Origin of the sequence: Pseudomonas anatoliensis (assembly GCF_017976235.1) — a bacterium.
Lineage (GTDB): Bacteria > Pseudomonadota > Gammaproteobacteria > Pseudomonadales > Pseudomonadaceae > Aquipseudomonas > Aquipseudomonas anatoliensis.
The window spans coordinates 99,459-123,143 of record NZ_JACVHC010000004.1 but is presented as its reverse complement, the minus strand read 5'-3'; the positions used below and the strand labels follow the sequence as shown (position 1 = coordinate 123,143).

Below are 23,685 nucleotides of genomic sequence, written 5' to 3'. Positions count from 1 at the left end.
TTAAAGGAACGGGGAAAACCGGTGGATCGCTCTCAGTTACTCAACAGTGCTCGCTCAAACGTTGCCGACCTCAGTCGAGGCAATCTGGGCGTGCCGTTGTTGCTGCTGGTCATGTTGGCAATGATGATGTTGCCGATTCCGCCGTTCCTGCTGGACGTGTTTTTCACCTTCAACATTGCCTTGTCCATCGTCGTGCTGCTGGTGTGCGTTTACGCCCTGCGCCCACTGGATTTCGCGGTGTTCCCGACCATTCTGCTGGTAGCAACGCTGATGCGCCTGGCGCTGAACGTGGCGTCGACGCGGGTGGTGATGCTCCACGGTCAGGACGGCCACGCCGCCGCCGGTAAGGTGATCCAGGCCTTCGGTGAGGTGGTGATCGGCGGTAACTACGTGGTCGGTATCGTGGTTTTCGCGATTTTGATGATCATCAACTTTGTCGTGGTGACCAAGGGTGCCGGGCGGATTTCCGAGGTGAGCGCGCGTTTCACCCTCGATGCGATGCCCGGCAAACAAATGGCGATCGACGCCGACCTCAACGCCGGTCTGATCGACCAGAATCAGGCCAAGTCGCGTCGTCAGGAAGTCGCCCAAGAGGCCGAGTTCTACGGTTCGATGGACGGTGCGAGCAAGTTCGTCCGTGGTGACGCCATTGCCGGCCTGCTGATTCTGTTCATCAACCTCATCGGCGGCATGGCCGTCGGTATCTTCCAGCACGGCATGACCTTTGGCGATGCCGGTCGGGTTTACGCCTTGCTGACCATCGGTGACGGTTTGGTGGCGCAATTGCCATCACTGTTGTTATCGACAGCGGCGGCGATCATGGTAACCCGTGCTTCCGGTTCGGAAGACATGGGCAAGCAGATCAACCGCCAGATGTTCGCCTCGCCGAAAGCGCTGGCAGTGGCTGCGGGTTTGATGGCAGTCATGGGCCTGGTGCCGGGCATGCCACACTTCTCGTTCCTGAGCATGGCCGCACTGGCTGGCTTCGGTGCGTACCTGTTCTGGAAAAAACAGAACGTGGCCAAAGTCGTCGCGCTGGAAGAGGTCAAGCGTCAGCAGGAACTGCTGCCATCGCCGGCCCGCGCCATGGAAACCAAAGAGCTTGGCTGGGATGACGTGACCCCGATCGACATGATCGGCCTGGAAGTCGGCTATCGCCTGATCCCGCTGGTGGATCGCAATCAGGGCGGGCAATTGCTGGCGCGGATCAAGGGTGTGCGCAAGAAGCTCTCGCAGGATCTGGGCTTCCTGATGCCCACTGTGCACATTCGTGACAACCTCGATCTGGCGCCGAGCGCGTATCGCCTGACCTTGATGGGGGTGATCCTGGCTGAGGCCGAGATCTACCCGGATCGCGAACTGGCGATCAACCCCGGCCAGGTCTACGGCGCGCTCAACGGTATCAACGCCAAAGATCCGGCTTTCGGTCTGGAAGCGGTGTGGATCGAAATCAGCCAGCGCGCGCAGGCGCAATCGCTGGGCTATACCGTTGTGGATGCGAGCACCGTGGTCGCGACGCACTTGAATCAGATTCTGTACAAGCACTCCAGCGAGCTGATCGGCCACGAGGAAGTGCAGCAACTCATGCAATTGCTGGCCAAAAGCTCGCCAAAACTGGCGGAAGAGCTGGTGCCGGGCGTGGTGTCGTTGTCGCAGTTGCTCAAGGTGCTGCAAGCGTTGCTGGCCGAACATGTGCCGGTACGCGATATCCGCAGCATTGCCGAAGCCATCGCCAACAACGCCGCGAAGAGTCAAGATACCGCCGCGTTGGTGGCTGCTGTGCGGGTCGGCGTATCTCGCGCAATCGTCCAAAGCATTGTAGGCACTGAGTCTGAGCTGCCAGTTATCACTCTGGAGCCAAGGTTGGAACAGATATTGCTCAATAGTCTGCAGAAGGCAGGACAAGGCTCGGAAGAGGGCGTTCTGCTGGAGCCAAGCATGGCCGAGAAGCTGCAACGTTCGCTGATCGAAGCGGCGCAGCGGCAGGAAATGCAAGGTCAGCCGGTAATCCTCTTGGTAGCCGGCCCGATCCGCGCGATGCTCTCGCGCTTTGGCCGCCTGGCAGTCCCTGGATTGCACGTGCTGGCCTACCAGGAAATACCGGACAACAAGCAAGTGACGATCGTTGCGACAGTAGGGCCCAACGGCTGAGGTAGTGGTTTATGCAAGTTAAGCGTTTTTTCGCCGCCGATATGCGTCAGGCCATGAAGCTGGTTCGTGATGAGCTGGGCGCTGATGCCGCCATCATTGGCAACCGCCGCATTGCCGGCGGCGTCGAGCTGACGGCGGCGCTGGATTACAAGTTGTCGGCGCTGGCGCCACGGGTTCCGAACATGGAACTCGAAGACGAGCTGCGCAAGACCCAGTCGCGCATCGTCACCGCCCAGGCCGAGTTGAGCCTGCGTGGCGAAGCCGACGGCGACACCAATCGCCAGCTGTTCGCCGGTTTGCCAATGACGGCCGGCCTGCCGCTGACCGCTGCCGAACCGTTGAGCGAGCCGACTTATGCGGCCCCGGCGCGTCCGGCCCCGGCACCTGCGCAATCGTCCGGCGGGATTGATCCGCGCGCACTGGACTCGATGCGTTTTGAATTGAATAGCCTGCGCGAGCTGATGGAAGTTCAGCTCGGCACCCTCGCCTGGAATCAGCTGCAAGGCAGCCGCCCAGCGCAAGCCAACCTGTATCGCCGTCTGCAACGGATTGGCCTGTCCGGCCCGTTGTCGCGCGACCTGCTGGCGATGATCACGGATATCGAAGAACCGCGTCAGGCCTGGCGCATGCTGCTGGCGCACCTGGCGCGGATGATTGCCGTACCGGAAGTCGAGCCGCTGGAAGAGGGCGGTGTGATTGCCATGGTCGGCCCTGCCGGCATGGGCAAGACCACCACGCTGGCCAAGCTTGCTGCCCGTTACGTGCTCAAGTACGGCGCGCAGAATGTCGCGCTGGTGAGCATGGACAGCTTCCGCATCGGCGCGCAGGAACAACTGAAGACCCTGGGCCGGATTCTCAACGTGCCGGTAACGCACGTCGATCCAGGTCAGTCGCTGGTGCAGGCCCTGGACCCGCTGCTGCGCAAACGCGTGGTGCTGATCGATACCGCCGGCCTGCAGGCCAGCGATCCGGCACTGCGCATGCAGCTCGAAAGTCTGGCCGGGCGTGGCATCCGTTCAAAAAATTATCTCGTGCTGGCAACCACCAGCCAGAAACAGGTTCTAACCGCCGCTTATCACAGTTACAAGCGTTGCGGGCTCGCCGGGTGCATCCTGACTAAACTGGATGAAACGGCCAGCCTTGGCGAAGTGTTGAGCCTGGCGATCAGTCATGAATTGCCGGTCGCGTATCTGACCGATGGCCCACGGATTCCGGATGATTTGCATCTGCCGCGCCGTCATCAACTGGTCAGCCGCGCCGTCAGCGTGCAAATGCAGGAAGAACCCAGCGAAGAAGCCATGGCTGACATGTTCGCTGATATCTATCACAGCCCGACCAAGCAGGTAGGCTGAGGTAATCATGAACCGTTTTTGTACCTACATCGATGGTCTGCCATGCATTTGTTCCGTTTGTGAACGCGCAGCCAGTAATGTGGCCTCCGTCTATGCAAGACAAGGTAAAGAAATAACATGGGCAGCATGCATCCCGTACAGGTGATCGCGGTGACCGGCGGCAAAGGTGGCGTCGGCAAGACTAACGTGTCAGTGAACTTGTCTCTGGCGCTGGCAGAGCTTGGCCGTCGGGTCATGCTGCTGGACGCCGATCTGGGGCTGGCGAACGTCGACGTTCTGTTGGGCCTGACGCCCAAACGCACCTTGGCCGACGTGATCGAAGGCCGCTGCGAGTTGCGCGACGTGCTGTTGCAAGGCCCGGGCGGAATTCGCATCGTGCCTGCCGCATCAGGCACTCAGAGCATGGTGCATCTGAGCCCGGCTCAGCATGCCGGTCTGATTCAGGCGTTCAGCGACATCGGCGACAATCTCGACGTACTGGTGATCGACACCGCTGCGGGTATTGGTGACTCGGTAGTCAGTTTCGTGCGCGCCGCGCAAGAAGTGTTGCTGGTGGTCTGCGACGAGCCGACTTCGATCACTGACGCTTACGCGCTGATCAAGTTGCTCAACCGCGATTACGGCATGAACCGCTTCCGCGTCCTCGCCAACATGGCGCAGAGCCCGCAGGAAGGGCGCAACCTGTTCGCCAAGTTGACCAAGGTCACGGATCGCTTCCTTGACGTGGCCCTCCAATACGTCGGCGCCGTGCCTTACGACGAAAGCGTGCGCAAGGCCGTGCAGAAACAACGTGCGGTCTATGAAGCCTTCCCGCGTTCCAAGTGCGCCCTGGCGTTCAAGGCAATTGCACAGAAGGTCGATACCTGGCCGCTGCCTGCCAACCCGCGCGGCCACCTTGAATTCTTCGTCGAGCGCCTCGTGCAGCAAACGGCAGGGCCTGTCATATGACCGCAAGCGGTATGAACTATTACAAGAAGTCGGCACGTGATGCGCAGTACGAGTTGATCGAGCGTTATGCGCCACTGGTCAAACGCATTGCCTACCACTTGCTGGCACGGTTGCCGGCGAGTGTGCAGGTCGAAGACCTGATCCAGGCCGGGATGATCGGCCTGCTCGAAGTCTCGACCAAATATGACGCCAGCAAAGGCGCCAGTTTCGAAACGTACGCGGGCATTCGAATCCGCGGCGCGATGCTCGACGAAGTGCGCAAAGGGGACTGGGCGCCACGCTCGGTTCACCGCAATACCCGTATGGTCAGCGACGCAATTCGCTCAATTGAAGCTAAAACCGGCCGTGATGCTAAAGATCACGAAGTTGCGGCCGAACTCCAATTGAGTCTCGATGATTATTACGGGATTTTGAATGACACCTTGGGCAGCCGCCTGTTCAGTTTCGACGACCTGTTGCAGGACGGCGAACACGAAGGGCTGCACGAGGATGGCGCGAGTGCTCATCTTGAGCCGTCACGCGATCTGGAAGATGAACGCTTCCAGGCAGCGCTGGCGGACGCGATTGCCAATTTGCCGGAGCGTGAGCGACTGGTGTTGGCGCTGTACTACGACGAAGAGCTGAACCTCAAGGAGATCGGTGAAGTCCTTGGCGTCAGTGAGTCGCGGGTCAGCCAGTTACACAGCCAGTGCGCGGCCCGTTTGCGGGGGCGTTTGGGGGAGTGGCGAGCGCGCTGAAGGCAGTGTGGGGACACTGCGAACGAGGCTGGTGCGGTGATGAACGGCACCGGTCTTGCTCTGTTGTGCTCCAGACAGTCTTTGAGTGTTACGCCGGATTGAATGAAATGGCGCGTCCAGGTGCTGGGCGCGTTTAAGACTGCTTGGAGGTCGAATTGGACAAGAACATGAAAATCCTCATCGTTGATGACTTCTCAACGATGCGGCGGATCATCAAGAACCTGCTGCGCGATCTGGGGTTCACCAACACCGTCGAGGCTGACGATGGCATTACCGCCATTCCGGTTCTCAACAGCGGCAGCATCGACTTTCTGGTAACGGACTGGAACATGCCGGGCATGACCGGTATCGACCTGCTGCGTCACGTGCGTGCCGATGAAAAACTCAAGCACCTGCCAGTGCTGATGGTGACCGCTGAAGCCAAGCGCGAACAGATCATTGAAGCAGCCCAGGCCGGTGTAAACGGCTATGTGGTGAAACCCTTCACGGCCCAGGCGTTGAAAGACAAAATCGAGAAGATTTTCGAACGCATCGGTTGAGAAACTGCGCCACGGGGGAGCTATGGACCACAACGAATCTTCACAGGGCGATTTTGAATCGACCCTGAAAAAACATGCGGTCGAACTGGTCGAAAGCCTTGAAAAGGGCAGGTTCGGCGACGCTGTGCAATTGATCCATGAGCTCAATCAGACCCGTGACCGTGGCCTGTACCAGGAAGTTGGCAAGCTCACACGTGAACTGCACAGTGCGATCGTCAATTTCCAGATTGATCCGAACATGCCGCAGGCCGAGGAAGTGTCGCAAATTACCGACGCCACCGAACGCCTGGGCTATGTGGTCAAGCTGACGGAAGCCGCGGCCAACCGCACCATGGATCTGGTGGAAAACGCCACGCCGGTGGTCAATGGTCTGGCTGAGGAAGCCCAGGCCTTGAGTACCGATTGGGGTCGTTTCATGCGTCGTGAAGTCGGGGCTGAAGAGTTCCGTGAACTGGCGCGCCGGGTCGACGGTTTTCTGTCACGCAGCACCACGGGTAACCGTGCGGTGTCGAGCAATCTGAACGACATCCTGCTGGCTCAGGATTATCAGGACCTCACCGGTCAGGTGATCAAGCGTGTGACCCAACTGGTCACCGAAGTCGAAAGCAATTTGCTCAAACTCGTGCTCATGGCCAGTCAGGTGGACCGCTTTGCGGGCATCGAACATGACCGTGCGGCGATGCTCGCTGAAAAAGATCCACAAAAACATCTCTCGCAGGGTGAAGGTCCGCAGATTCATGCCGATAAACGAGAAGACGTTGTGTCCGGTCAGGACGATGTGGACGATTTGCTATCCAGCCTTGGATTTTGAAGTTTAGGTTTTTAGACCTGTTAGGAGCACCCCCTTAATGAGCTTCGGCGCCGATGAAGAGATCCTTCAGGATTTCCTGGTTGAGGCCGGCGAGATTCTTGAGCAGCTGTCAGAACAATTGGTCGAGCTGGAAAGCCGCCCGGATGATGCTGATCTGCTCAACGCAATTTTTCGCGGTTTCCACACTGTAAAAGGGGGCGCCGGCTTCCTTCAGCTCAATGAGCTGGTTGAGTGCTGTCACATCGCCGAAAACGTGTTCGACATCCTGCGAAAGGGTGAGCGTCGCGTTGATTCAGAACTGATGGACGTTGTCCTCGAAGCACTGGATGCGGTGAACGGCATGTTCACCGAAGTGCGCGAGCGCAGCCCGATTACGGCGGCTACGCCTGAACTGCTGGCCGCCCTGGCGCGCTTGGCCGAGCCGCAAGCGGCTGATGCCGTCGCGGTTGAAGAAGTCGTTGAGGCACCGGTTGCCGAAAGCGATTCGGGCGACATCACCGATAACGAATTTGAACAGTTGCTGGACTCGCTGAACGCCGTCAAGGCGCAGGCCGAAGCCCCGGCGGCTGCCGCTGCGCCTGCTGCAACCGAAGCGGCCAGCGATGAAATCACCGATGCCGAGTTCGAGTCGTTGCTCGATCAACTGCACGGCAAAGGCCAGTTCGCGGTTGATGCTGTGGCCCCAGCGGCGGCGGCCCCTGCGGCCCCGGCCAAGGGCGACAGCTCGGACATCACCGACGACGAATTCGAAGCGCTGCTCGATCAGTTGCACGGCAAGGGCAACTTTGCCGTTGATGCGCTGGAATCGGCGATTGCCGCGGTGCCTGCGCCTGCTGCCCCGGCGGCGGCTGCGGCCGGTAGCGACCTGATCAGCGATCACGAATTCGAATCGCTGCTCGACGAATTGCACGGCAAAGGCAAGTTCACTGAAGTGGGTACCGCGTCTGCCGGCAGCACTGCCGCCGTCGCAATGCCTGCCGCCAAGGCCCCCGCCGCAGCGCCCAAGCCTGCGCCGAAAGCCGAATCGCCAAAACCTGCGGCCGCTGCTGCACCGGCTCCGGCCCGTGCGCCAGCCGCGCCACCGCCGGAAAAACCGGCCAGCGAAGCCGAAACCACCGTGCGCGTCGACACTGCGCGTCTCGACGAAATCATGAACATGGTCGGCGAGCTGGTGCTGGTGCGTAACCGTCTGGTGCGCCTGGGTCTTAACAGCGGCGACGAAGCCATGCAAAAGGCTGTGTCGAACCTCGACGTGGTCACGGCTGACTTGCAGACCGCGGTGATGAAAACGCGGATGCAACCGATCAAGAAAGTCTTCGGGCGCTTCCCGCGTCTGGTTCGCGACCTGGCTCGTCAGCTCAAGAAAGAAATCAACCTGGAACTGGTCGGCGAAGAAACCGACCTCGACAAAAACCTTGTCGAGGCCCTGGCCGATCCGCTGGTCCACTTGGTGCGCAACGCGGTCGACCACGGCATCGAGTCGCCGGAAGAACGCGAAGCTTCGGGCAAGGCCCGTGGCGGCAAAGTGGTGCTGGCCGCCGAACAGGAAGGCGATCACATCCTGCTGTCGATTTCCGATGACGGCAAAGGCATGGACCCGAACGTCCTGCGCGCCATCGCGGTAAAACGCGGTGTGATGGACAAGGATGCAGCCGATCGCCTGAGCGATACCGAGTGCTACAACCTGATCTTCGCCCCTGGGTTCTCGACCAAGACCGAGATCTCCGACGTGTCCGGCCGCGGTGTCGGCATGGACGTGGTGAAGACCAAGATTTCCCAGCTCAACGGTTCGATCAACATCTACTCGACCAAGGGCCAGGGCTCGAAGATCGTCATCAAGGTGCCGTTGACCTTGGCGATCATGCCGACGCTGATGGTCATGCTGGGCAATCAGGCGTTTGCGTTCCCGCTGGTCAACGTCAACGAAATCTTCCACCTCGACCTGTCGACCACCAACGTCGTCGACGGTCAGGAAGTGGTGATCGTGCGGGACAAGGCCTTGCCATTGTTCTACCTCAAGCGCTGGCTGGTCAGCTCCGCCGCTCACGAAGAGCAGCGCGAAGGCCATGTGGTGATCCTTTCGGTGGGCACCCAGCGGATCGGCTTCGTCGTCGATCAACTGGTCGGCCAGGAAGAAGTTGTCATCAAGCCATTGGGCAAAATGCTTCAGGGCACTCCGGGCATGTCCGGCGCCACCATCACTGGTGACGGCCGTATCGCGCTGATCCTTGATGTTCCGAGCATGCTCAAGCGTTACGCCGCACGGCGTATTTGAATCCGGGGCGGCGGGGCGATAGCGTCCCGCTGCACCTAATGGAGTGTTTATGGCAGTCAAAGTCCTGGTGGTGGACGATTCGGGTTTTTTCCGCCGCCGCGTCTCGGAAATTCTTTCAGCGGATCCGAGCATCCAGGTTGTCGGTACGGCAACCAACGGTAAAGAGGCGATCGATCAGGCCATGGCGCTCAAGCCTGACGTGATCACCATGGACTACGAGATGCCGATGATGGACGGCATCACGGCAGTGCGGCACATCATGCAGCGCTGCCCGACCCCGGTGTTGATGTTCTCCTCGCTGACCCACGAAGGCGCCCGGGTAACCCTGGATGCGCTGGACGCCGGCGCGGTGGATTTCCTGCCGAAGAATTTCGAAGACATCTCGCGTAACCCCGAGAAGGTCAAGCAACTGCTGTGCGAAAAGGTGCATAGCATCTCGCGCAGTAATCGTCGTTTCAGTGCTTACAGCACACCTGCACCTGTTGCAGCTCCAGCACCTGCACCGACACCGGCCCCGGCCGCATCGAGTTACAGCAGCCACAGCAGCCACACCAGCAGCGCACCGGTACGCCCGGCACCTGTTCCGGCACCGACGCGCGCGCCGGCTGCCAGTGCTTCGTCGCCGGCACCGAAACGCAAGGCTTACAAACTGGTCGCCATCGGTACTTCGACTGGCGGCCCGGTTGCCCTGCAACGCGTGCTGACGCAGTTGCCGGCGAATTTTCCGGCGCCGATCGTGCTGATCCAGCACATGCCGGCGGCGTTCACCAAAGCCTTTGCCGAACGTCTGGACAAGCTCTGCCGCATCTCCGTCAAGGAAGCCGAGGATGGCGACATCCTGCGTCCTGGCCTGGCGCTGTTGGCACCCGGCGGCAAGCAAATGATGATCGACGGCCGTGGCGCGGTGAAAATCCTGCCGGGCGACGAGCGTCTGAACTACAAGCCGTGCGTGGACATCACCTTCGGTTCTGCAGCCAAGTCGTACGGCGACAAAGTTCTGGCGGTCGTGCTGACCGGCATGGGCGCCGACGGCCGTGAAGGCGCGCGCCTGCTCAAGCAGGGCGGCAGTTCGGTATGGGCGCAGGACGAAGCAAGCTGCGTGATCTACGGCATGCCGATGGCCATCGTCAAAGCCGACCTCGCTGATGCGGTGTACGGTCTGGACGACATCGGCAAGCACATCGTCGAGGCGTGTATCTGATGGATGTTCTAAGCCTTATCGGGATCATCATGGCGTTCGTCGCCATCATCGGCGGCAACTACCTGGAAGGTGGTCACCTCGGTGCGCTGGCCAACGGCCCGGCGGCACTGATCGTAATAGGCGGCACCATCGGTGCCGCGCTGTTGCAATCGCCGATGAGCGCGTTCAAACGCGCGATGCAGATCCTCGCGTGGATCTTCTTTCCGCCACGTGTGGACCTGGCCGGCGGTATCGACCGCGTGGTCAACTGGAGTCTCACCGCGCGCAAGGAAGGCTTGCTCGGGCTGGAAGGGGTGGCTGACGCCGAACCTGACAACTACTCGCGCAAAGGCCTGCAACTGCTGGTCGATGGCGCCGAGCCGGAAGCGATCCGCAGCATCCTCGAAGTGGATTTCTACACCCAGGAAGCGCGCGATATCGAAGCTTCCAAAGTCTTTGAAAGCATGGGCGGCTACGCGCCAACCATCGGCATCATCGGCGCGGTAATGGGCTTGATCCACGTGATGGGCAACCTCGCCGATCCGACGCAACTGGGCAGCGGCATTGCCGTGGCGTTCGTTGCGACGATCTATGGTGTGGCCAGTGCCAACCTGATCCTGTTGCCGGTGGCGGCCAAACTGAAGTCCATCGCGTTGCGGCAGTCGCGTTATCGCGAAATGTTGTTGGAAGGGATCCTGTCGATCGCCGAAGGTGAAAACCCGCGTTCTATCGAGCTGAAGCTTCAGGGCTTCATGGATTGATGGGGGTAATGGACTATGGCTCGTCGCAGGCATCAGGAAGAACACGTTAATCACGAGCGCTGGCTCGTGTCCTACGCCGACTTCATTACGCTGCTGTTCGCTTTCTTCGTGGTGATGTACTCGATCTCGTCGATCAACGAAGGCAAGTACAAGGAAATTTCCGAAGCGCTGGTCGGGGTCTTCACCGACTCCGACCGCGCGCTCAAGCCGATTCCGATTGGCGACGAGCGACCGAAGACCGTGACCCCGGCCAAGCCGCTGGTCAAGGACGCCGAACAGATTGACGCCGGTATCGCCGGCGGCAGTGATCCGCTGAAAAGCATTGCCGACGACATCAGTGCCGCGTTCGGTGACCTGATCAGCTCCAATCAGATGACTGTGCGCGGCAATGAGTTGTGGGTCGAGATCGAACTCAACTCCAGCCTGTTGTTCGGCAGCGGTGACGCCATGCCGAGCGACATCGCCTTCAACATCATCGACAAGGTTGCCGCGATCCTCAAACCGTTCGACAACCCGATCCACGTCGAAGGTTTTACCGACGACCAGCCGATCCGCACCGCGCAGTACCCGACCAACTGGGAGCTGTCCTCGGCGCGCTCGGCGAGCATCGTGCGCATGCTGGCGATGCAGGGCGTCAACCCTGGCCGACTGGCCTCGGTGGGCTACGGCGAATTCCAGCCAGTGGCGAATAACGCTACCGCCGAAGGCCGGGGGAAAAACCGTCGCGTGGTGCTGGTGGTGTCGCGCAATCTGGATGTGCGCCGCAGCCTGACGGGTACCGGAACCGCTCATGCGCAACCGGATGCCGCACTGAAGCGCGCTGGCACACAAACTGCACCGACCCCGGTCAAGACGCCGGGACGCGAGAGTGCCGTCAATTCTCCGTCACCCGCATTAATACGCTGAGCCATGTCTCGGCCGAGCATCTCGGTCGGGAGGAACGAACTGAATGAGAGTCTGGGCAGTCGCCAATCAAAAGGGTGGGGTCGGTAAAACCACCTCTTCCATCGCTTTAGCCGGATTGCTGGCCGAGGCGGGCAAGCGCGTGGTCGTGGTCGATCTCGACCCGCACGGCTCGATGACCAGCTATTTCGGCTATGACCCCGACAGCCTGGAACACAGCAACTACGACCTGTTCCTGCACAAGGGCAGCGTGCCGCAAGGCTTGCCCGGGCAGTTGCTGCTGTCGACCAGTGACGAACGCATTTCCCTGCTGCCCTCGAGCACCGCACTGGCGACGCTTGAGCGCCAGTCGCCGGGGCAAAGTGGCTTGGGGCTGGTGATCGCCAAGAGTCTGGCGCAGTTGTGGCAGGACTTTGATTATGCCGTCATCGACAGCCCGCCGTTGCTCGGTGTGCTGATGGTCAACGCCCTCGCGGCGAGCCAGCAACTAGTGATCCCGGTGCAAACCGAACACCTGGCCGTCAAAGGCCTGGAGCGCATGGTCAACACGCTGGCGATGATCAACCGCTCGCGCAAGCAGGCGCTGCCGTTCAGCATCGTGCCGACGTTGTTCGACCGTCGCACGCAGGCCTCGATGCATACCTTGCGCGTGCTGCGCGACAAATTTCCCGACGATATCTGGCAGGGTTACATCCCGGTCGATACGCGTCTGCGCGACGCCAGCCGCGCGGGTGTCACACCTTCGCAATTCGACGGCAAGAGTCGTGGCGTGCTGGCTTACCGCGCGCTGCTCAAGCATCTGTTGGCGCAACAACTTGTTGCGCAGGTGGCTTGAGATGATTTTGCCCTCTGTAGGAGCTGCCGCAGGCTGCGATCTTTTGATCTGGCTTTGCAGCGCTTCTGAAAAGATCAAAAGATCGCAGCGTTCCGCAGCTCCTACAGGGGGTTGTGTATGAATCGGCCGGTGAAGTTGACTTCCAAGCCGCAGATGGCGTTGCAGTCCTATCTGGACAGCTTGTTGGAGGAGATCCCCGACGAGTTGCCGGTGCAGGTCGCTTCCCAGCCTGAAGTGATTGAAAGCGCTGAAGCGCTGGATGAGTTCCAGGCGGCGGTGCTTGAAGAGCAGGCGCGCGATGCAGAGAAGGCGGCCAGACCTGTTGCGCCGGTAGCTGCGCCCGCTCCGGTGGTCAGGGCGCCCGTGGTGTTGCTCGAAACGGCTGAACCTGTGCGCGTGGTATCGACCCTTGCGCCGCTGCTGCAAACGCAGTTGCTGCAAGCTGTGCCTGAACCCGTCGAGCCAGAGCCAGAAGCACCAGCGGCCGAACCGGTTGTTCAAGCGCTCGTCACGCCGCTGGTGGAAGTGCATCTGCCGCCAAGCAACACACCGCCGCCGGTCGACACCGACGGCCGTCCGGCCTGGGCCTCAGAAGCTTTCGAATGCCTGCTGTTCGATGTCGCCGGATTGACCCTGGCCGTGCCACTGGTCTGCCTGGGTTCGATCTACTCGCTGGCCGGTCACGAGCTGACGCCGCTGTTCGGTCAGCCGGAATGGTTCCTCGGGATTCTGCCGAGCCAGGCCGGCAACCTGAAAGTTTTGGACACCGCGCGCTGGGTCATGCCGGATCGCTATCGCGATGACTTCCGTCAGGGCTTGCAGTACGTGATTTCGGTACAAGGTTACGAGTGGGGCCTGGCGGTGCATCAGGTCAGTCGTTCGTTGCGTCTTGATCCGAATGAAATCAAATGGAGAAGTCACCGGGGTCAGCGGCCATGGCTTGCCGGCACCGTGATTGAACACATGTGCGCCTTGCTCGATGTCGCAGCTCTTGCCGAGTTGATCGCCAGCGGCGGGGCAAAGCACATGCCCGGCAGTAAGCCGAACCACAAACCGACATAACAGACAGTACCGGCTTCGATATGCCGGAAAACGAAACATAAACCGCCACACGCGGTACTTCGAGGGGCTAGGGTATGAACGACAAGGCGACGGCGGCAAAGGGTTCTGAAGATCCGATCCTGCAATGGGTAACCTTCAAGCTGGACAACGAAACCTACGGCATCAACGTGATGCGCGTTCAGGAAGTGCTGCGCTACACCGAGATCGCTCCGGTGCCAGGTGCGCCGAGCTACGTGTTGGGCATCATCAACCTGCGCGGTAACGTGGTCACTGTGATCGACACCCGTCAGCGCTTCGGCCTGAACAGCGGCGAGATCAGCGACAACACCCGTATCGTCATCATCGAAGCCGACAAGCAAGTCGTCGGCATCATGGTCGACAGCGTGGCCGAAGTGGTTTATCTGCGTCAGTCGGAAATCGAAACGGCGCCAAACGTCGGCAACGAAGAGTCGGCCAAGTTCATCCAGGGCGTGTGCAACAAGAACAACGAGTTGCTGATCCTGGTCGAGCTGGACAAGATGATGAGCGAAGAAGAATGGTCGGACCTGGAGAATATCTGATTGATTCTCGAAGTTGCGGTCATTGTCCTGTTCCTCTTCTGGGCAGGCACGCTGGCAATGTTTGTGTCGTACATCAAGGCGCAAAAAGTGATTGCTGCACAACAGGCTCAGGGCGATGCGTTGCGTGATCAGCGCATCAAGGATCTGGCCAAGCGTGTTGACGATTATCAGAACGGCAATGTGCACATGGGCGAAGCCCTGCACGAACTGCGTGCGGTAGTCAGTCCGTTGCCGGACAAAATCGTTCAGCTGGAACAGCGCGACCCGTCCAGCCTGTCGTTCGCCCAAGCGGCGAAACTGGTGGGGATGGGCGCGAGCGTTGATGAACTGACTCAGTCCTGTGGCTTGACCCAGGCTGAAGCGGAGTTGATGCGTAAGCTGCACAAGAACTGAAGCAAGCAAGATCAAAAGATCGCAGCCTTCGGCAGCTCCTACAGGGTCATCTACTCACCTGTAGGAGCTGCCGAAGGCTGCGATCTTTTGCTTTTAAGGCTTAATAATCATCCCCGCGCTCGGTGACATCCTTCTCGACCATCGGCGCATCCGGGTCGTGTCCCTCGGGGAATTTTCCCTTCAGATTCCATGCAAACGCGATGATCTCGGCGATGGTGCGGTACAGCTCTTCGGGAATGCTGTCGCCCAATTCCATTCGTGCCAACAGTCGCACCAGCTCGGCGTTCTCATAGATCGGCACTTCACAGTCGCGGGCGATCCGCAGGATTTCTTCGGCCAGTTCGTCATCACCTTTGGCGGTGAGCGTCGGGGCGTGGTTGCCGTCGTATTTGAGGGCGATGGCCTGGCGTGGAGCGGTGGCGTCATTCATGCGGTTTCATCAACCCAGCGGTGGTCGAGACGGGTTTGATTGCCTTGTGGCGGGGTGCCGTGGTGGCAGTCGATATCGCCAACGTTGAGCCCGCGATCGAGCAGGCGCTGGCGCAGCGCGAACAGGTTGTTTTCGATCAGATCAGCGGTGTACGGCCGTTCCGCCCACAACTGGCCCGACAGACTGCCGGCGATCAACTGCGCCTGAATCTGCATCGGCCCGAGCGGTTCCATGTCGAACGCCAGGTCGACGCGCCACAGTTGCTGCTTGGGCTCGCGTTCGTCGCGGCGCTCGTTCGGTTGCGGTTCTTTCTCCGGCGCTTCTTCGCGTTGAAACTTGACCTGCAACGGCACGATGTCTTGCAGGTTGCGCATGGGGATTTCCAGCTGCCAGGTGCTGAGCAGCCGCCCATCGTCGGTGACACCAGTCTGTTCCAGGCTCGACAACTGATGGCTTTGCAAGCGCGATACGGCAGCAGCGGCGAGGCGCAGCAAATGCTCCAGATCACCTTCGCCGTCCTGGCTTTGCAGCAAGCGGTCGGGCAGCGGGAAGCTGCTGGGCAGCGGTTTGGCGCTCACCTGGCCGAGCATGCCGAGGGCATTGCGTACGAAACTCGGCATCGCCTGGGCGAGGGTGTTGGCGGCGATGATGGCGTTGAAACTGGTGCTGCTCGGCAGCCCCGGTGTCAGTTGCGCGACCAGTTTGAGCAGATCGGCTTTCATGTCCGGGGCCAGCGTCGGGATTTGTCCGGTCAGCAGTTTGGCTTCCAGAAACATGCCGCTGTTGGCCAAGGCCTGGGCGACACCTTTGGCTGTGCTCAGTTGTTGCACGTTCGGCAGGCTGGCGAGCAGGCGATCTACCGCAGCGCGCAAATCCGTCGACGTTTGATCGGTGTTGGCTGGCAGGTTCTGCAACGCATTCAGCAAACCGGTCAATGAAGCCTGACGACTTTGCTGGCCGAGCAGTTGCTGGCTCACCGCCAATTGCTCCTGACGGTTGCTCAGCGGCAGGAATTTCAACGTTTGCGAATCTTCGACCAACGCCGAGAGCAGGGTGCCGATGCGCAGTGGCTGCGGGCTTTCGATGGTCAATGTGCTGCCGCTCAAGGCGGTATTGAGCAGGCTGACCATCGAACGAAACACCGTCGCTTGCCCCGGCGTTTGCGGGAGCACCTGCGAGGTCAGCACTTTGCCTTGCAGCAAGGTGCCCACGGGCAGTTGCGCGGTATCGATGCGGGTGAGGGTGGCGACGCTGCTGGCAATGGCCTGTTGCACGGTAATCGCCAGATTCCCCGCCGACGGTTGGGTGATCGCCAGACTGGTGCCTTGCGCCAGCGGTAGATTGCTGGTCGCTTGCACGGTGGTCTGGCGGCCGCTGTCCAGCGTTACCTTGAGCAGCAGTTCAAACGTCTGATCCGCCTGCTTGAGCGACAACACCTCAGCCTTGGCGCTCTGGCCGGTCCCGATCAAGCCTTCGACCGGTGTCAGCAGCTTGAGCAACTCACCGACCTGCGGGCGAACGGTCGCCGGGGTGGTCGTCGGGAGCGGGAGGATGTTCATTTCGCCTGTCATACGCGGACACAACCTGAGGAAATTGCACTCTTGAGAGTAAGGCACGACATGTATAATGCCGCCCGTCTTGCGCTTCGTTCAAAAAACATAGCAATTGTTTGACGCAGCTCTCTAGATCGAGCCGTCATTGCATTTATGCTGCATCTCTTTAACGGCCGTACCAGAGCCGACTTGAACCGTATAAGGCCCGTGATCCCTTGACCAGTCCTGTCCTGCAAACCGTTGCCCTCGCGTGTGAACGTGATCTGAGGCTGCTCTTCGAAAATCTCGAATTGCGACTCGTCAGCGGCGATATGGTGCAGATCAGCGGCCCTAACGGCAGCGGTAAAACCAGTTTGCTGCGTTTGCTGGCCGGTCTGATGCAGCCGACCGAAGGTCAGGTCCTGCTCAATGGTCTGCCATTGACCGGACAGCGCAGTGAACTGGCGCGCAATCTGTTGTGGATCGGCCATGCCGCCGGGATCAAGGACTTGCTGAGCCCGGAAGAGAACCTGTCGTGGCTCTGCGCCCTGCATCATCCCGCCGAACGCGACGCCATCTGGCAAGCCTTGGCAGCAGTAGGATTGCGCGGATTCGAAGATGTTCCCTGCCACAGTCTTTCTGCCGGTCAACAACGCCGCGTGGCGCTGGCGCGACTGTATCTCGATAGCCCGCCGCTGTGGATTCTCGATGAGCCGTTTACCGCCCTCGACAAACAGGGTGTGGCGCAACTCGAAAAACATCTGGCCGCACACTGTGAGCGCGGCGGTCTGGTGGTGTTGACCACGCACCACACCCTGACCCGGATGCCTTCGGGTTATCGCGACATCGATTTGGGGAGCTGGGCAGTATGAGCGTGTTCGGCCTGCTGGTTGCCCGTGAATCCCGACTGCTGTTTCGCCGCCCGGCGGAGCTGGCCAATCCACTGATTTTCTTTGCCATCGTCATCGCTTTGTTCCCGCTGGCCGTCGGCCCGGAAACTCAAGTGTTGCAAAACCTGTCCCCGGGGTTAGTCTGGGTGGCGGCGCTTTTGTCGGTGCTGCTCTCGCTGGACGGGCTTTTCCGCAGTGATTTCGAAGATGGCTCCCTTGAACAGTGGGTCCTTTCGTCGCACCCGCTGCCACTTCTGGTCTTGGCCAAGGTGCTGGCACACTGGCTCTTTTCCGGGCTGGCGCTGGTTTTGCTCTCACCCTTGCTGGCGCTGATGCTCGGTTTACCTGCTGCCTGTCTGCCGGTATTGCTGCTGTCGTTGCTGCTGGGTACGCCGGTGCTGAGCTTGCTCGGCGCGGTGGGCGCGGCGTTGACGGTGGGTTTGAAGCGTGGCGGCCTGTTGCTGGCGCTGCTGATTCTGCCGTTGTACATCCCGGTGTTGATCCTCGGCAGTGGCGCCTTGCAGGCAGCCTTGCAAGGCATGCCGGCGACCGGTTATCTGCTATGGCTTGGTAGCCTGACCGCCCTGGCGATAACCCTGACACCCTTTGCAATAGCGGCTGGCCTGAAGATCAGCGTCGGCGAATAATAATGAGGTCTGGTTAAAAATTAACCGCTTTTTTTCAAGAAAGGCATGACCCAAATGCCAGCTCACACCGATGAGCGGCACCCGTGATGGATACAGTATGAACTGGACCTGGTTTCACAAGCTCGGCTCGCCCAAGTGGTTTTACGGCATCAGCAGCAAGTTTTTGCCGTGGTTGAGCATTGCAGCGTTGCTGCTGATTGGTGTCGGCGTTGTCTGGGGCCTGGCCTTCGCGCCGCCGGATTATCAGCAAGGCAACAGCTTTCGCATCATCTACATTCACGTGCCCGCCGCGATGCTCGCTCAGTCGATCTACGTGATGCTGGCGGTGTGCGGTGTGGTCGGGCTGGTGTGGAAGATGAAATTGGCCGACGTCGCGCTGCAATGCGCCGCACCGATTGGCGCGTGGATGACTGCCGTGGCGCTGGTCACCGGGGCGATCTGGGGCAAACCGACGTGGGGGTCGTGGTGGGTCTGGGATGCGCGCCTGACTTCGATGCTGATTCTGCTGTTCCTGTATTTCGGCCTGATCGCGCTGGGCAATGCGATCAGCAACCGCGACAGCGCCGCCAAGGCCTGCGCGGTGCTGGCCATCGTCGGTGTGATCAACATCCCGATCATCAAATACTCGGTGGAGTGGTGGAACACCCTGCACCAGGGCGCGACCTTCACCCTCACCGAAAAACCGGCGATGCCCGTCGAAATGTGGCTGCCGCTGCTGCTGACGGTGTTGGGTTTCTACTGCTTCTTCGGCACCGTGCTGTTGCTGCGCATGCGCCTTGAAGTGCTCAAGCGCGAAGCCCGCGCCAGTTGGGTGAAAGAAGAAGTGCAGAACAGTCTGGAGGTCGCGCGATGAGTTTTGCTTCATTCGGCGACTTCCTCGCCATGGGCCATCATGGCCTGTATGTCTGGTCGGCCTACGGCATCTGTCTGGCGGTACTGGTCCTCAACGTCGCGGCGCCCATTGCCGCCCGCAAGCGCTATCTGCAACAAGAGGCGCGTCGTCTGCGCCGGGAGAACGGCAAGTGAATCCGCTGCGTAAAAAGCGTCTGATCATCATTCTGGCAATTCTGGTCGGGGTCGGCGCGGCTGTCGGCCTGGCCTTGAGCGCGCTGCAGGAAAACATCAACCTGTTTTACACGCCAACCCAGATCGCCAACGGCGAAGCACCACAGGGCACGCGTATTCGCGCCGGCGGCATGGTCGAGGCCGGCTCCCTGCAGCGCTCCCCGGACTCGCTGGACGTCAGGTTCGTCGTCACCGATTTCAAGAAATCCGTGACCATCACCTATCGCGGCATCCTTCCAGACCTGTTTCGCGAAGGGCAGGGCATTGTCGCCCTGGGCAAGATCAACGCCGACGGTGTAGTCGTCGCCGATGAAGTGCTGGCCAAGCATGACGAGAAGTACATGCCGCCGGAAGTGACCAAAGCGTTGAAAGACAGCGGTCAATCCGCTCCGACCCCAGTGAAGGAGGGTTGATTGATGACTTCCGGTATTTTTATTCCCGAGCTCGGCCATCTGGCGATGATTCTGGCGCTGTGTTTTGCGCTGGTGCAGGCCGTGGTGCCATTGGTCGGTGCCTGGCGCGGTGACCGCTTCTGGATGAGTCTGGCCCAGCCGGCCGCGTGGGGGCAGTTTGCGTTTCTGCTGTTCGCCTTCGGCTGCCTGACCTACGCGTTCATGGCCGATGACTTCTCCGTCGCCTATGTGGCCAACAACTCCAACAGCGCGTTGCCGTGGTATTACAAATTCAGCGCGGTATGGGGCGCCCACGAAGGCTCGTTGCTGCTGTGGGCATTGATCCTCGGCGGCTGGACGTTCGCTGTGTCGGTGTTCTCGCGCCAGTTGCCGCAAGTGATGCTCGCCCGTGTGCTGGCGGTGATGGGCATGATCAGCACCGGTTTCCTGCTGTTCCTGATCCTCACGTCCAACCCGTTCAAACGCATCCTGCCGCAAATGCCCAGCGATGGCGCCGACCTGAACCCGTTGTTGCAAGACATCGGCCTGATCGTGCATCCGCCGATGCTGTACATGGGTTATGTCGGGTTTTCGGTGGCGTTCGCGTTCGCCATCGCGGCATTGATGGGCGGTCGTCTTGATGCGGCGTGGGCGCGCTGGTCGCGTCCGTGGACGATTGTGGCCTGGGCCTTCCTCGGTATCGGTATCACCCTCGGGTCGTGGTGGGCTTACTACGAACTCGGCTGGGGCGGCTGGTGGTTCTGGGACCCGGTGGAAAACGCCTCGTTCATGCCATGGCTGGTCGGCACCGCACTGATTCACTCGCTGGCGGTTACCGAGAAGCGTGGCGTGTTTAAAAGCTGGACGGTGTTGCTGGCGATTGCCGCTTTCTCGCTGAGCCTGCTCGGTACGTTCCTTGTGCGTTCCGGTGTGCTGACTTCGGTGCACGCGTTTGCGTCCGACCCGGAGCGCGGCGTGTTCATCCTGATCTTCCTGCTGTTTGTCGTCGGTGGTTCGCTGACTCTGTTTGCATTGCGCGCGCCGGTCGTAAAAAGCCAGGTCGGCTTCAACCTGTGGTCGCGGGAAACCCTGCTGCTGGGCAACAACCTGGTATTGGTCGTGGCGGCGTCGATGATCCTGCTCGGCACCTTGTACCCGCTGATTCTCGATGCCTTGAGCGGCGCCAAACTGTCGGTCGGGCCGCCGTACTTCAACGCGCTGTTCATTCCGTTGATGGCGCTGTTGATGATAGTGATGGCGGTGGGCATGCTCGTGCGCTGGAAAGACACTCCGGTGAAATGGCTGTTGAACATGCTGGCCCCCGTGCTGCTCGGCAGCGTTGCTTTGGCCGTCATCGCCGGTATTGCTTACGGCGATTTCAACTGGGCGGTGATCGCCACCTTCCTGCTCGCCGCGTGGGTATTGCTGGCCGGTGTGCGCGACATCTTCGACAAGACTCGCCACAAAGGCCTGATCAAGGGCCTGCCAACCCTGACTCGCAGCTATTGGGGCATGCAGATCGCTCACCTCGGTATCGCCGTTTGCGCGTTGGGCGTGGTGTTGTCGAGTCAGAACAGTGCCGAGCGCGACCTGCGTCTGGCACCGGGCGAGTCGATGGATCTGGGCGGTTACCAGTTTGTGTTCGAAGGCGCCAAGCACTTCGAAGGGCCGAACTTCACGTCCGACAAGGGCACCATTCGGGTGATCCGTGACGGCAAGGAAATCAGCGTGCTGCACCCTGAGAAGCGTCTATACACCGTGCAGAACTCGGTGATGACCGAAGCCGGGATTGACGCCGGTTTCACCCGTGACCTCTACGTCGCATTGGGTGAACCGCTGGAAAACGGCGCGTGGGCGGTGCGCGTACACGTCAAACCGTTCGTGCGCTGGATCTGGTTCGGCGGCTTGCTGACCGGTTTCGGCGGGTTGCTGGCGGCGATGGATCGACGCTACCGAGTCAAGGTTAAAGCCCGTGTGCGCGAAGCGCTGGGCATGGAAGGAGCGGCTGCATGAGACGTTGGTTGATGCTGGTGCCCCTGGCGATTTTTCTGCTGGTGGCGGTATTCCTTTATCGCGGTCTGTACCTTGATCCGGCGGAACTGCCGTCGGCGATGATCAACAAGCCATTCCCGGAGTTTTCCCTGCCAAATGTGCAGGGCGACAAGACTTTGACCAAAGCTGACATTCTCGGCAAACCGGCACTGGTCAACGTCTGGGGCACCTGGTGCATTTCCTGCCGGGTCGAGCACCCGGTGCTGAACAAACTGGCCGAGCGCGGTGTGGTGATTTACGGCATCAACTACAAGGACATCAACGCCGATGCCTTGAAGTGGCTGGCCGAGTTCCACAATCCTTATCAGCTCGACATCCGTGACGACGAAGGCTCGCTGGGCTTGAACCTCGGTGTTTATGGTGCGCCGGAAACCTTTTTCATCGACGCCAAGGGCATTATTCGCGACAAGTACGTCGGTGTGATCGACGAGCAGGTCTGGCGCGAAAAACTCGCGGCGAAGTACCAGGCGCTGGTCGATGAGGCCAAGCCATGAAGCGCTTTTTAGCTGCCTTGGTGCTGGGTTTGAGTCTGGTCGGCGTGGCTCACGCGGCCATCGACACTTACGAGTTCGCCAAAGAAGGCGACCGCGAGCGTTTCCGCGAACTGACCAAGGAACTGCGCTGCCCCAAGTGCCAGAACCAGGACATCGCCGACTCCAATGCCCCGATTGCCGCCGACCTGCGCAAAGAGATTTTCCGCATGCTGGGCGAGGGCAAGGACAATCAGCAGATCATCGACTTCATGGTTGATCGCTACGGTGATTTCGTCCGCTACAAACCCGCGCTCAACGCCAAGACCGCGCTGCTGTGGTTTGGCCCGGCCGGTCTGCTGCTCGGTGGTTTTGTGGTGATCGCGGTGATCGTCCGCCGCCGTCGCGGACAACGCGCCGAGACACCGCAATCGCTGTCTGCCGAAGAACGTCAGCGCCTCGACCAACTGTTGGATAAAAACCAAGAATGATTGATTTCTGGCTTGCCGCAGGGCTGTTGCTTCTGGTCGCCCTGAGTTTTCTGCTGATCCCGGTGTTGCGTGAACGTCGCGCCCAGCGTGAAGAGGATCGTACTGCCCTGAACGTCGCGCTCTATCAGGAACGCGTTGCCGAGTTGCAAACGCAACAGGCCGAGGGCGTACTCGATGCCGCGCAAATGGACAGCGGCCGCGCTGAAGCCGCGCGTGAGCTGCTCGCCGATACCGAAGGCGTTACCGCGCCGCGGGTGTCCCGACTGGGCAAGCCGTTGCCGCTGCTGGCTGCCGTGTTGGTGCCGGTATTGGGCCTGGCGCTGTACTTGCACTTCGGCGCCGCCGACAAGGTTGAACTGACCCGCGAATTCGCCCAGGCGCCGCAGTCGATGGAAGAGATGACCCAGCGTCTGGAGCGCGCCGTTGCGGCGCAACCGGATTCCGCTGAAGGCCTCTACTTCCTCGGCCGTACCTACATGGCTCAGGAGCGTCCGGCGGACGCGGCGAAGATGTTCGAGCGCGCCGCCAACCTCGCCGGTCGCCAACCTGAGTTGCTTGGTCAGTGGGCGCAGGCACAGTATTTTGCCGACGGTAAAAAGTGGTCTGACAAGATTCAGGCCCTGACCGACGAAGCGCTGAAGGCTGACCCGAAAGAAGTCACCAGCCTCGGCCTGCTCGGCATCGCCGCGTTCGAAGGCGAGCGTTATCAGCAAGCCATCGATTACTGGAACCGCTTGCTGGCGCAACTGCCGCCGGACGACAAATCCCGGGCCGCACTGCAAGGCGGGATCGAACGAGCTGCCGAGCGTCTTAAGGCCAGTGGCGGCACAGTCGCTGAGGCCACAGCGCCGAAAGCCGCGTTGCTGAAGGTCAGCGTCGATCTGGCCAGCGAACTCAAAGGCAAGGTGCAACCGGGCGACAGCGTGTTCATTTTCGCCCGCGCTACGTCTGGTCCGCCGGCGCCATTGGCGGCCAAGCGTCTGACCGTCGCTGATCTGCCGGTGACTGTCGAACTGGGCGATGCCGATGCAATGATGCCGCAGTTGAAACTGTCGAACTTCCCTGAAGTCCAACTGGTTGCGCGCGTCTCCCGTGCAGGCCAGCCGACGGCTGGCGAATGGGTCGGTCGCAGCGGGCCTCTGCCCAGCAGCACCACCGCGCCGCAAAAACTGACCATCGACCGCCCGGATAAATAACCGGAACCACAGG

Annotated in this window: 25 protein-coding genes; 23 read left to right on the top strand and 2 right to left on the bottom strand. The window is 60.4% G+C overall.

From position 1 onward, the window contains the following. Nucleotides 1-21 precede the first annotated feature (21 nt). The 14 genes from flhA to ICA16_RS14065 all read left to right on the top strand — a co-directional run bounded on the left by flhA (nt 22) and on the right by ICA16_RS14065 (nt 14,507). Nucleotides 22-2,151, top strand: coding sequence for a flagellar biosynthesis protein FlhA (gene flhA, locus ICA16_RS14130; protein WP_150601170.1), 2,130 nt, complete (start codon nt 22-24; stop codon nt 2,149-2,151). Nucleotides 2,152-2,162: 11 nt separating this feature from the next. Continuing rightward, entirely contained in the window at nt 2,163-3,503 is a 1,341-nt protein-coding gene (flhF, locus tag ICA16_RS14125) for a flagellar biosynthesis GTPase FlhF (protein ID WP_047300277.1), read from the top strand. A gap of 117 nt (nt 3,504-3,620) precedes the next feature. Next, nucleotides 3,621-4,451 carry a flagellar synthesis regulator FleN gene (fleN, locus tag ICA16_RS14120; protein WP_016771060.1) on the top strand — a complete coding sequence of 277 codons (831 nt, stop codon included), beginning with the start codon at nt 3,621-3,623 and terminating at the stop codon, nt 4,449-4,451. Next, entirely contained in the window at nt 4,448-5,188 is a 741-nt protein-coding gene (fliA, locus tag ICA16_RS14115) for an RNA polymerase sigma factor FliA (RefSeq protein WP_007920004.1), read from the top strand. The genes fleN and fliA overlap by 4 nt, the downstream gene beginning before the upstream one ends. A 167-nt stretch (nt 5,189-5,355) precedes the next feature. Next, a complete protein-coding gene (locus ICA16_RS14110) occupies nt 5,356-5,727 on the top strand; it encodes a chemotaxis response regulator CheY (RefSeq protein WP_008072643.1) in 372 nt (123 codons plus the stop codon). A gap of 22 nt (nt 5,728-5,749) precedes the next feature. Continuing rightward, the gene (locus ICA16_RS14105) at nt 5,750-6,538 is read left to right on the top strand and encodes a protein phosphatase CheZ (RefSeq protein WP_150601172.1); all 789 of its coding nucleotides are present in this window, start codon (nt 5,750-5,752) and stop codon (nt 6,536-6,538) included. A gap of 37 nt (nt 6,539-6,575) precedes the next feature. Then, a complete protein-coding gene (locus ICA16_RS14100) occupies nt 6,576-8,813 on the top strand; it encodes a chemotaxis protein CheA (RefSeq protein ID WP_210700842.1) in 2,238 nt (745 codons plus the stop codon). A 49-nt stretch (nt 8,814-8,862) separates the two neighbouring features. Continuing rightward, complete coding sequence (locus ICA16_RS14095; protein WP_210700841.1) at nt 8,863-10,014, top strand: protein-glutamate methylesterase/protein-glutamine glutaminase; 1,152 nt, start codon at nt 8,863-8,865, stop codon at nt 10,012-10,014. Further along, nucleotides 10,014-10,754, top strand: a complete 741-nt coding sequence (locus tag ICA16_RS14090) for a flagellar motor protein (RefSeq protein WP_042558247.1) — start codon at nt 10,014-10,016, stop codon at nt 10,752-10,754. Before ICA16_RS14095 ends, ICA16_RS14090 begins: the two co-directional genes overlap by 1 nt. A 15-nt stretch (nt 10,755-10,769) precedes the next feature. Beyond that, nucleotides 10,770-11,660, top strand: coding sequence for a flagellar motor protein MotD (gene motD / locus ICA16_RS14085; protein ID WP_150601176.1), 891 nt, complete (start codon nt 10,770-10,772; stop codon nt 11,658-11,660). A 43-nt stretch (nt 11,661-11,703) separates the two neighbouring features. Beyond that, nucleotides 11,704-12,492: a ParA family protein gene (locus ICA16_RS14080; RefSeq protein WP_150601177.1), complete on the top strand. Its 789-nt coding sequence runs from the start codon at nt 11,704-11,706 to the stop codon at nt 12,490-12,492. A gap of 117 nt (nt 12,493-12,609) precedes the next feature. Then, nucleotides 12,610-13,554 (top strand): CheW domain-containing protein, encoded by a 945-nt coding sequence (locus ICA16_RS14075; protein WP_210700840.1) that lies wholly within the window; start codon nt 12,610-12,612, stop codon nt 13,552-13,554. Between the two features lie 74 nt (nt 13,555-13,628). After that, nucleotides 13,629-14,114 (top strand): chemotaxis protein CheW, encoded by a 486-nt coding sequence (locus tag ICA16_RS14070; protein WP_108226832.1) that lies wholly within the window; start codon nt 13,629-13,631, stop codon nt 14,112-14,114. Further along, nucleotides 14,115-14,507: a DUF2802 domain-containing protein gene (locus ICA16_RS14065; RefSeq protein WP_210700839.1), complete on the top strand. Its 393-nt coding sequence runs from the start codon at nt 14,115-14,117 to the stop codon at nt 14,505-14,507. Nucleotides 14,508-14,607: 100 nt separating this feature from the next. On the opposite strand, the gene ICA16_RS14060 is transcribed toward ICA16_RS14065, so the two are convergent. Both ICA16_RS14060 and fliK read right to left on the bottom strand, forming a co-directional pair. Beyond that, on the bottom strand, nt 14,608-14,937 hold the full coding sequence (locus tag ICA16_RS14060) for an EscU/YscU/HrcU family type III secretion system export apparatus switch protein (RefSeq protein WP_210700838.1): 330 nt from the start codon (nt 14,935-14,937) through the stop codon (nt 14,608-14,610). After that, complete coding sequence (gene fliK, locus ICA16_RS14055; protein ID WP_210700837.1) at nt 14,934-16,508, bottom strand: flagellar hook-length control protein FliK; 1,575 nt, start codon at nt 16,506-16,508, stop codon at nt 14,934-14,936. Before fliK ends, ICA16_RS14060 begins: the two co-directional genes overlap by 4 nt. Before the next feature lie 197 nt (nt 16,509-16,705). Here fliK and ccmA point away from each other — a divergent pair, with 197 nt between their 5' ends. From ccmA to ccmI, 9 genes are all read left to right on the top strand, one after another. Continuing rightward, nucleotides 16,706-17,341: a cytochrome c biogenesis heme-transporting ATPase CcmA gene (ccmA, locus tag ICA16_RS14050; RefSeq protein WP_210700836.1), complete on the top strand. Its 636-nt coding sequence runs from the start codon at nt 16,706-16,708 to the stop codon at nt 17,339-17,341. Then, complete coding sequence (gene ccmB / locus ICA16_RS14045; protein WP_007919970.1) at nt 17,338-18,006, top strand: heme exporter protein CcmB; 669 nt, start codon at nt 17,338-17,340, stop codon at nt 18,004-18,006. Before ccmA ends, ccmB begins: the two co-directional genes overlap by 4 nt. Nucleotides 18,007-18,103: 97 nt before the next feature. After that, complete coding sequence (locus ICA16_RS14040) at nt 18,104-18,859, top strand: heme ABC transporter permease (RefSeq protein ID WP_150601182.1); 756 nt, start codon at nt 18,104-18,106, stop codon at nt 18,857-18,859. After that, on the top strand, nt 18,856-19,032 hold the full coding sequence (gene ccmD / locus ICA16_RS14035) for a heme exporter protein CcmD (RefSeq protein WP_007959239.1): 177 nt from the start codon (nt 18,856-18,858) through the stop codon (nt 19,030-19,032). Before ICA16_RS14040 ends, ccmD begins: the two co-directional genes overlap by 4 nt. Further along, on the top strand, nt 19,029-19,484 hold the full coding sequence (gene ccmE, locus ICA16_RS14030) for a cytochrome c maturation protein CcmE (protein WP_150601183.1): 456 nt from the start codon (nt 19,029-19,031) through the stop codon (nt 19,482-19,484). The genes ccmD and ccmE overlap by 4 nt, the downstream gene beginning before the upstream one ends. A gap of 3 nt (nt 19,485-19,487) precedes the next feature. Next, nucleotides 19,488-21,476 carry a heme lyase CcmF/NrfE family subunit gene (locus tag ICA16_RS14025; RefSeq protein ID WP_150618525.1) on the top strand — a complete coding sequence of 663 codons (1,989 nt, stop codon included), beginning with the start codon at nt 19,488-19,490 and terminating at the stop codon, nt 21,474-21,476. Continuing rightward, entirely contained in the window at nt 21,473-22,009 is a 537-nt protein-coding gene (locus tag ICA16_RS14020; RefSeq protein ID WP_210553688.1) for a DsbE family thiol:disulfide interchange protein, read from the top strand. Before ICA16_RS14025 ends, ICA16_RS14020 begins: the two co-directional genes overlap by 4 nt. Then, nucleotides 22,006-22,476 carry a cytochrome c-type biogenesis protein gene (locus tag ICA16_RS14015; RefSeq protein ID WP_150601186.1) on the top strand — a complete coding sequence of 157 codons (471 nt, stop codon included), beginning with the start codon at nt 22,006-22,008 and terminating at the stop codon, nt 22,474-22,476. Before ICA16_RS14020 ends, ICA16_RS14015 begins: the two co-directional genes overlap by 4 nt. Beyond that, complete coding sequence (gene ccmI / locus ICA16_RS14010; RefSeq protein ID WP_210700835.1) at nt 22,473-23,672, top strand: c-type cytochrome biogenesis protein CcmI; 1,200 nt, start codon at nt 22,473-22,475, stop codon at nt 23,670-23,672. The genes ICA16_RS14015 and ccmI overlap by 4 nt, the downstream gene beginning before the upstream one ends. Nucleotides 23,673-23,685 lie beyond the last annotated feature (13 nt).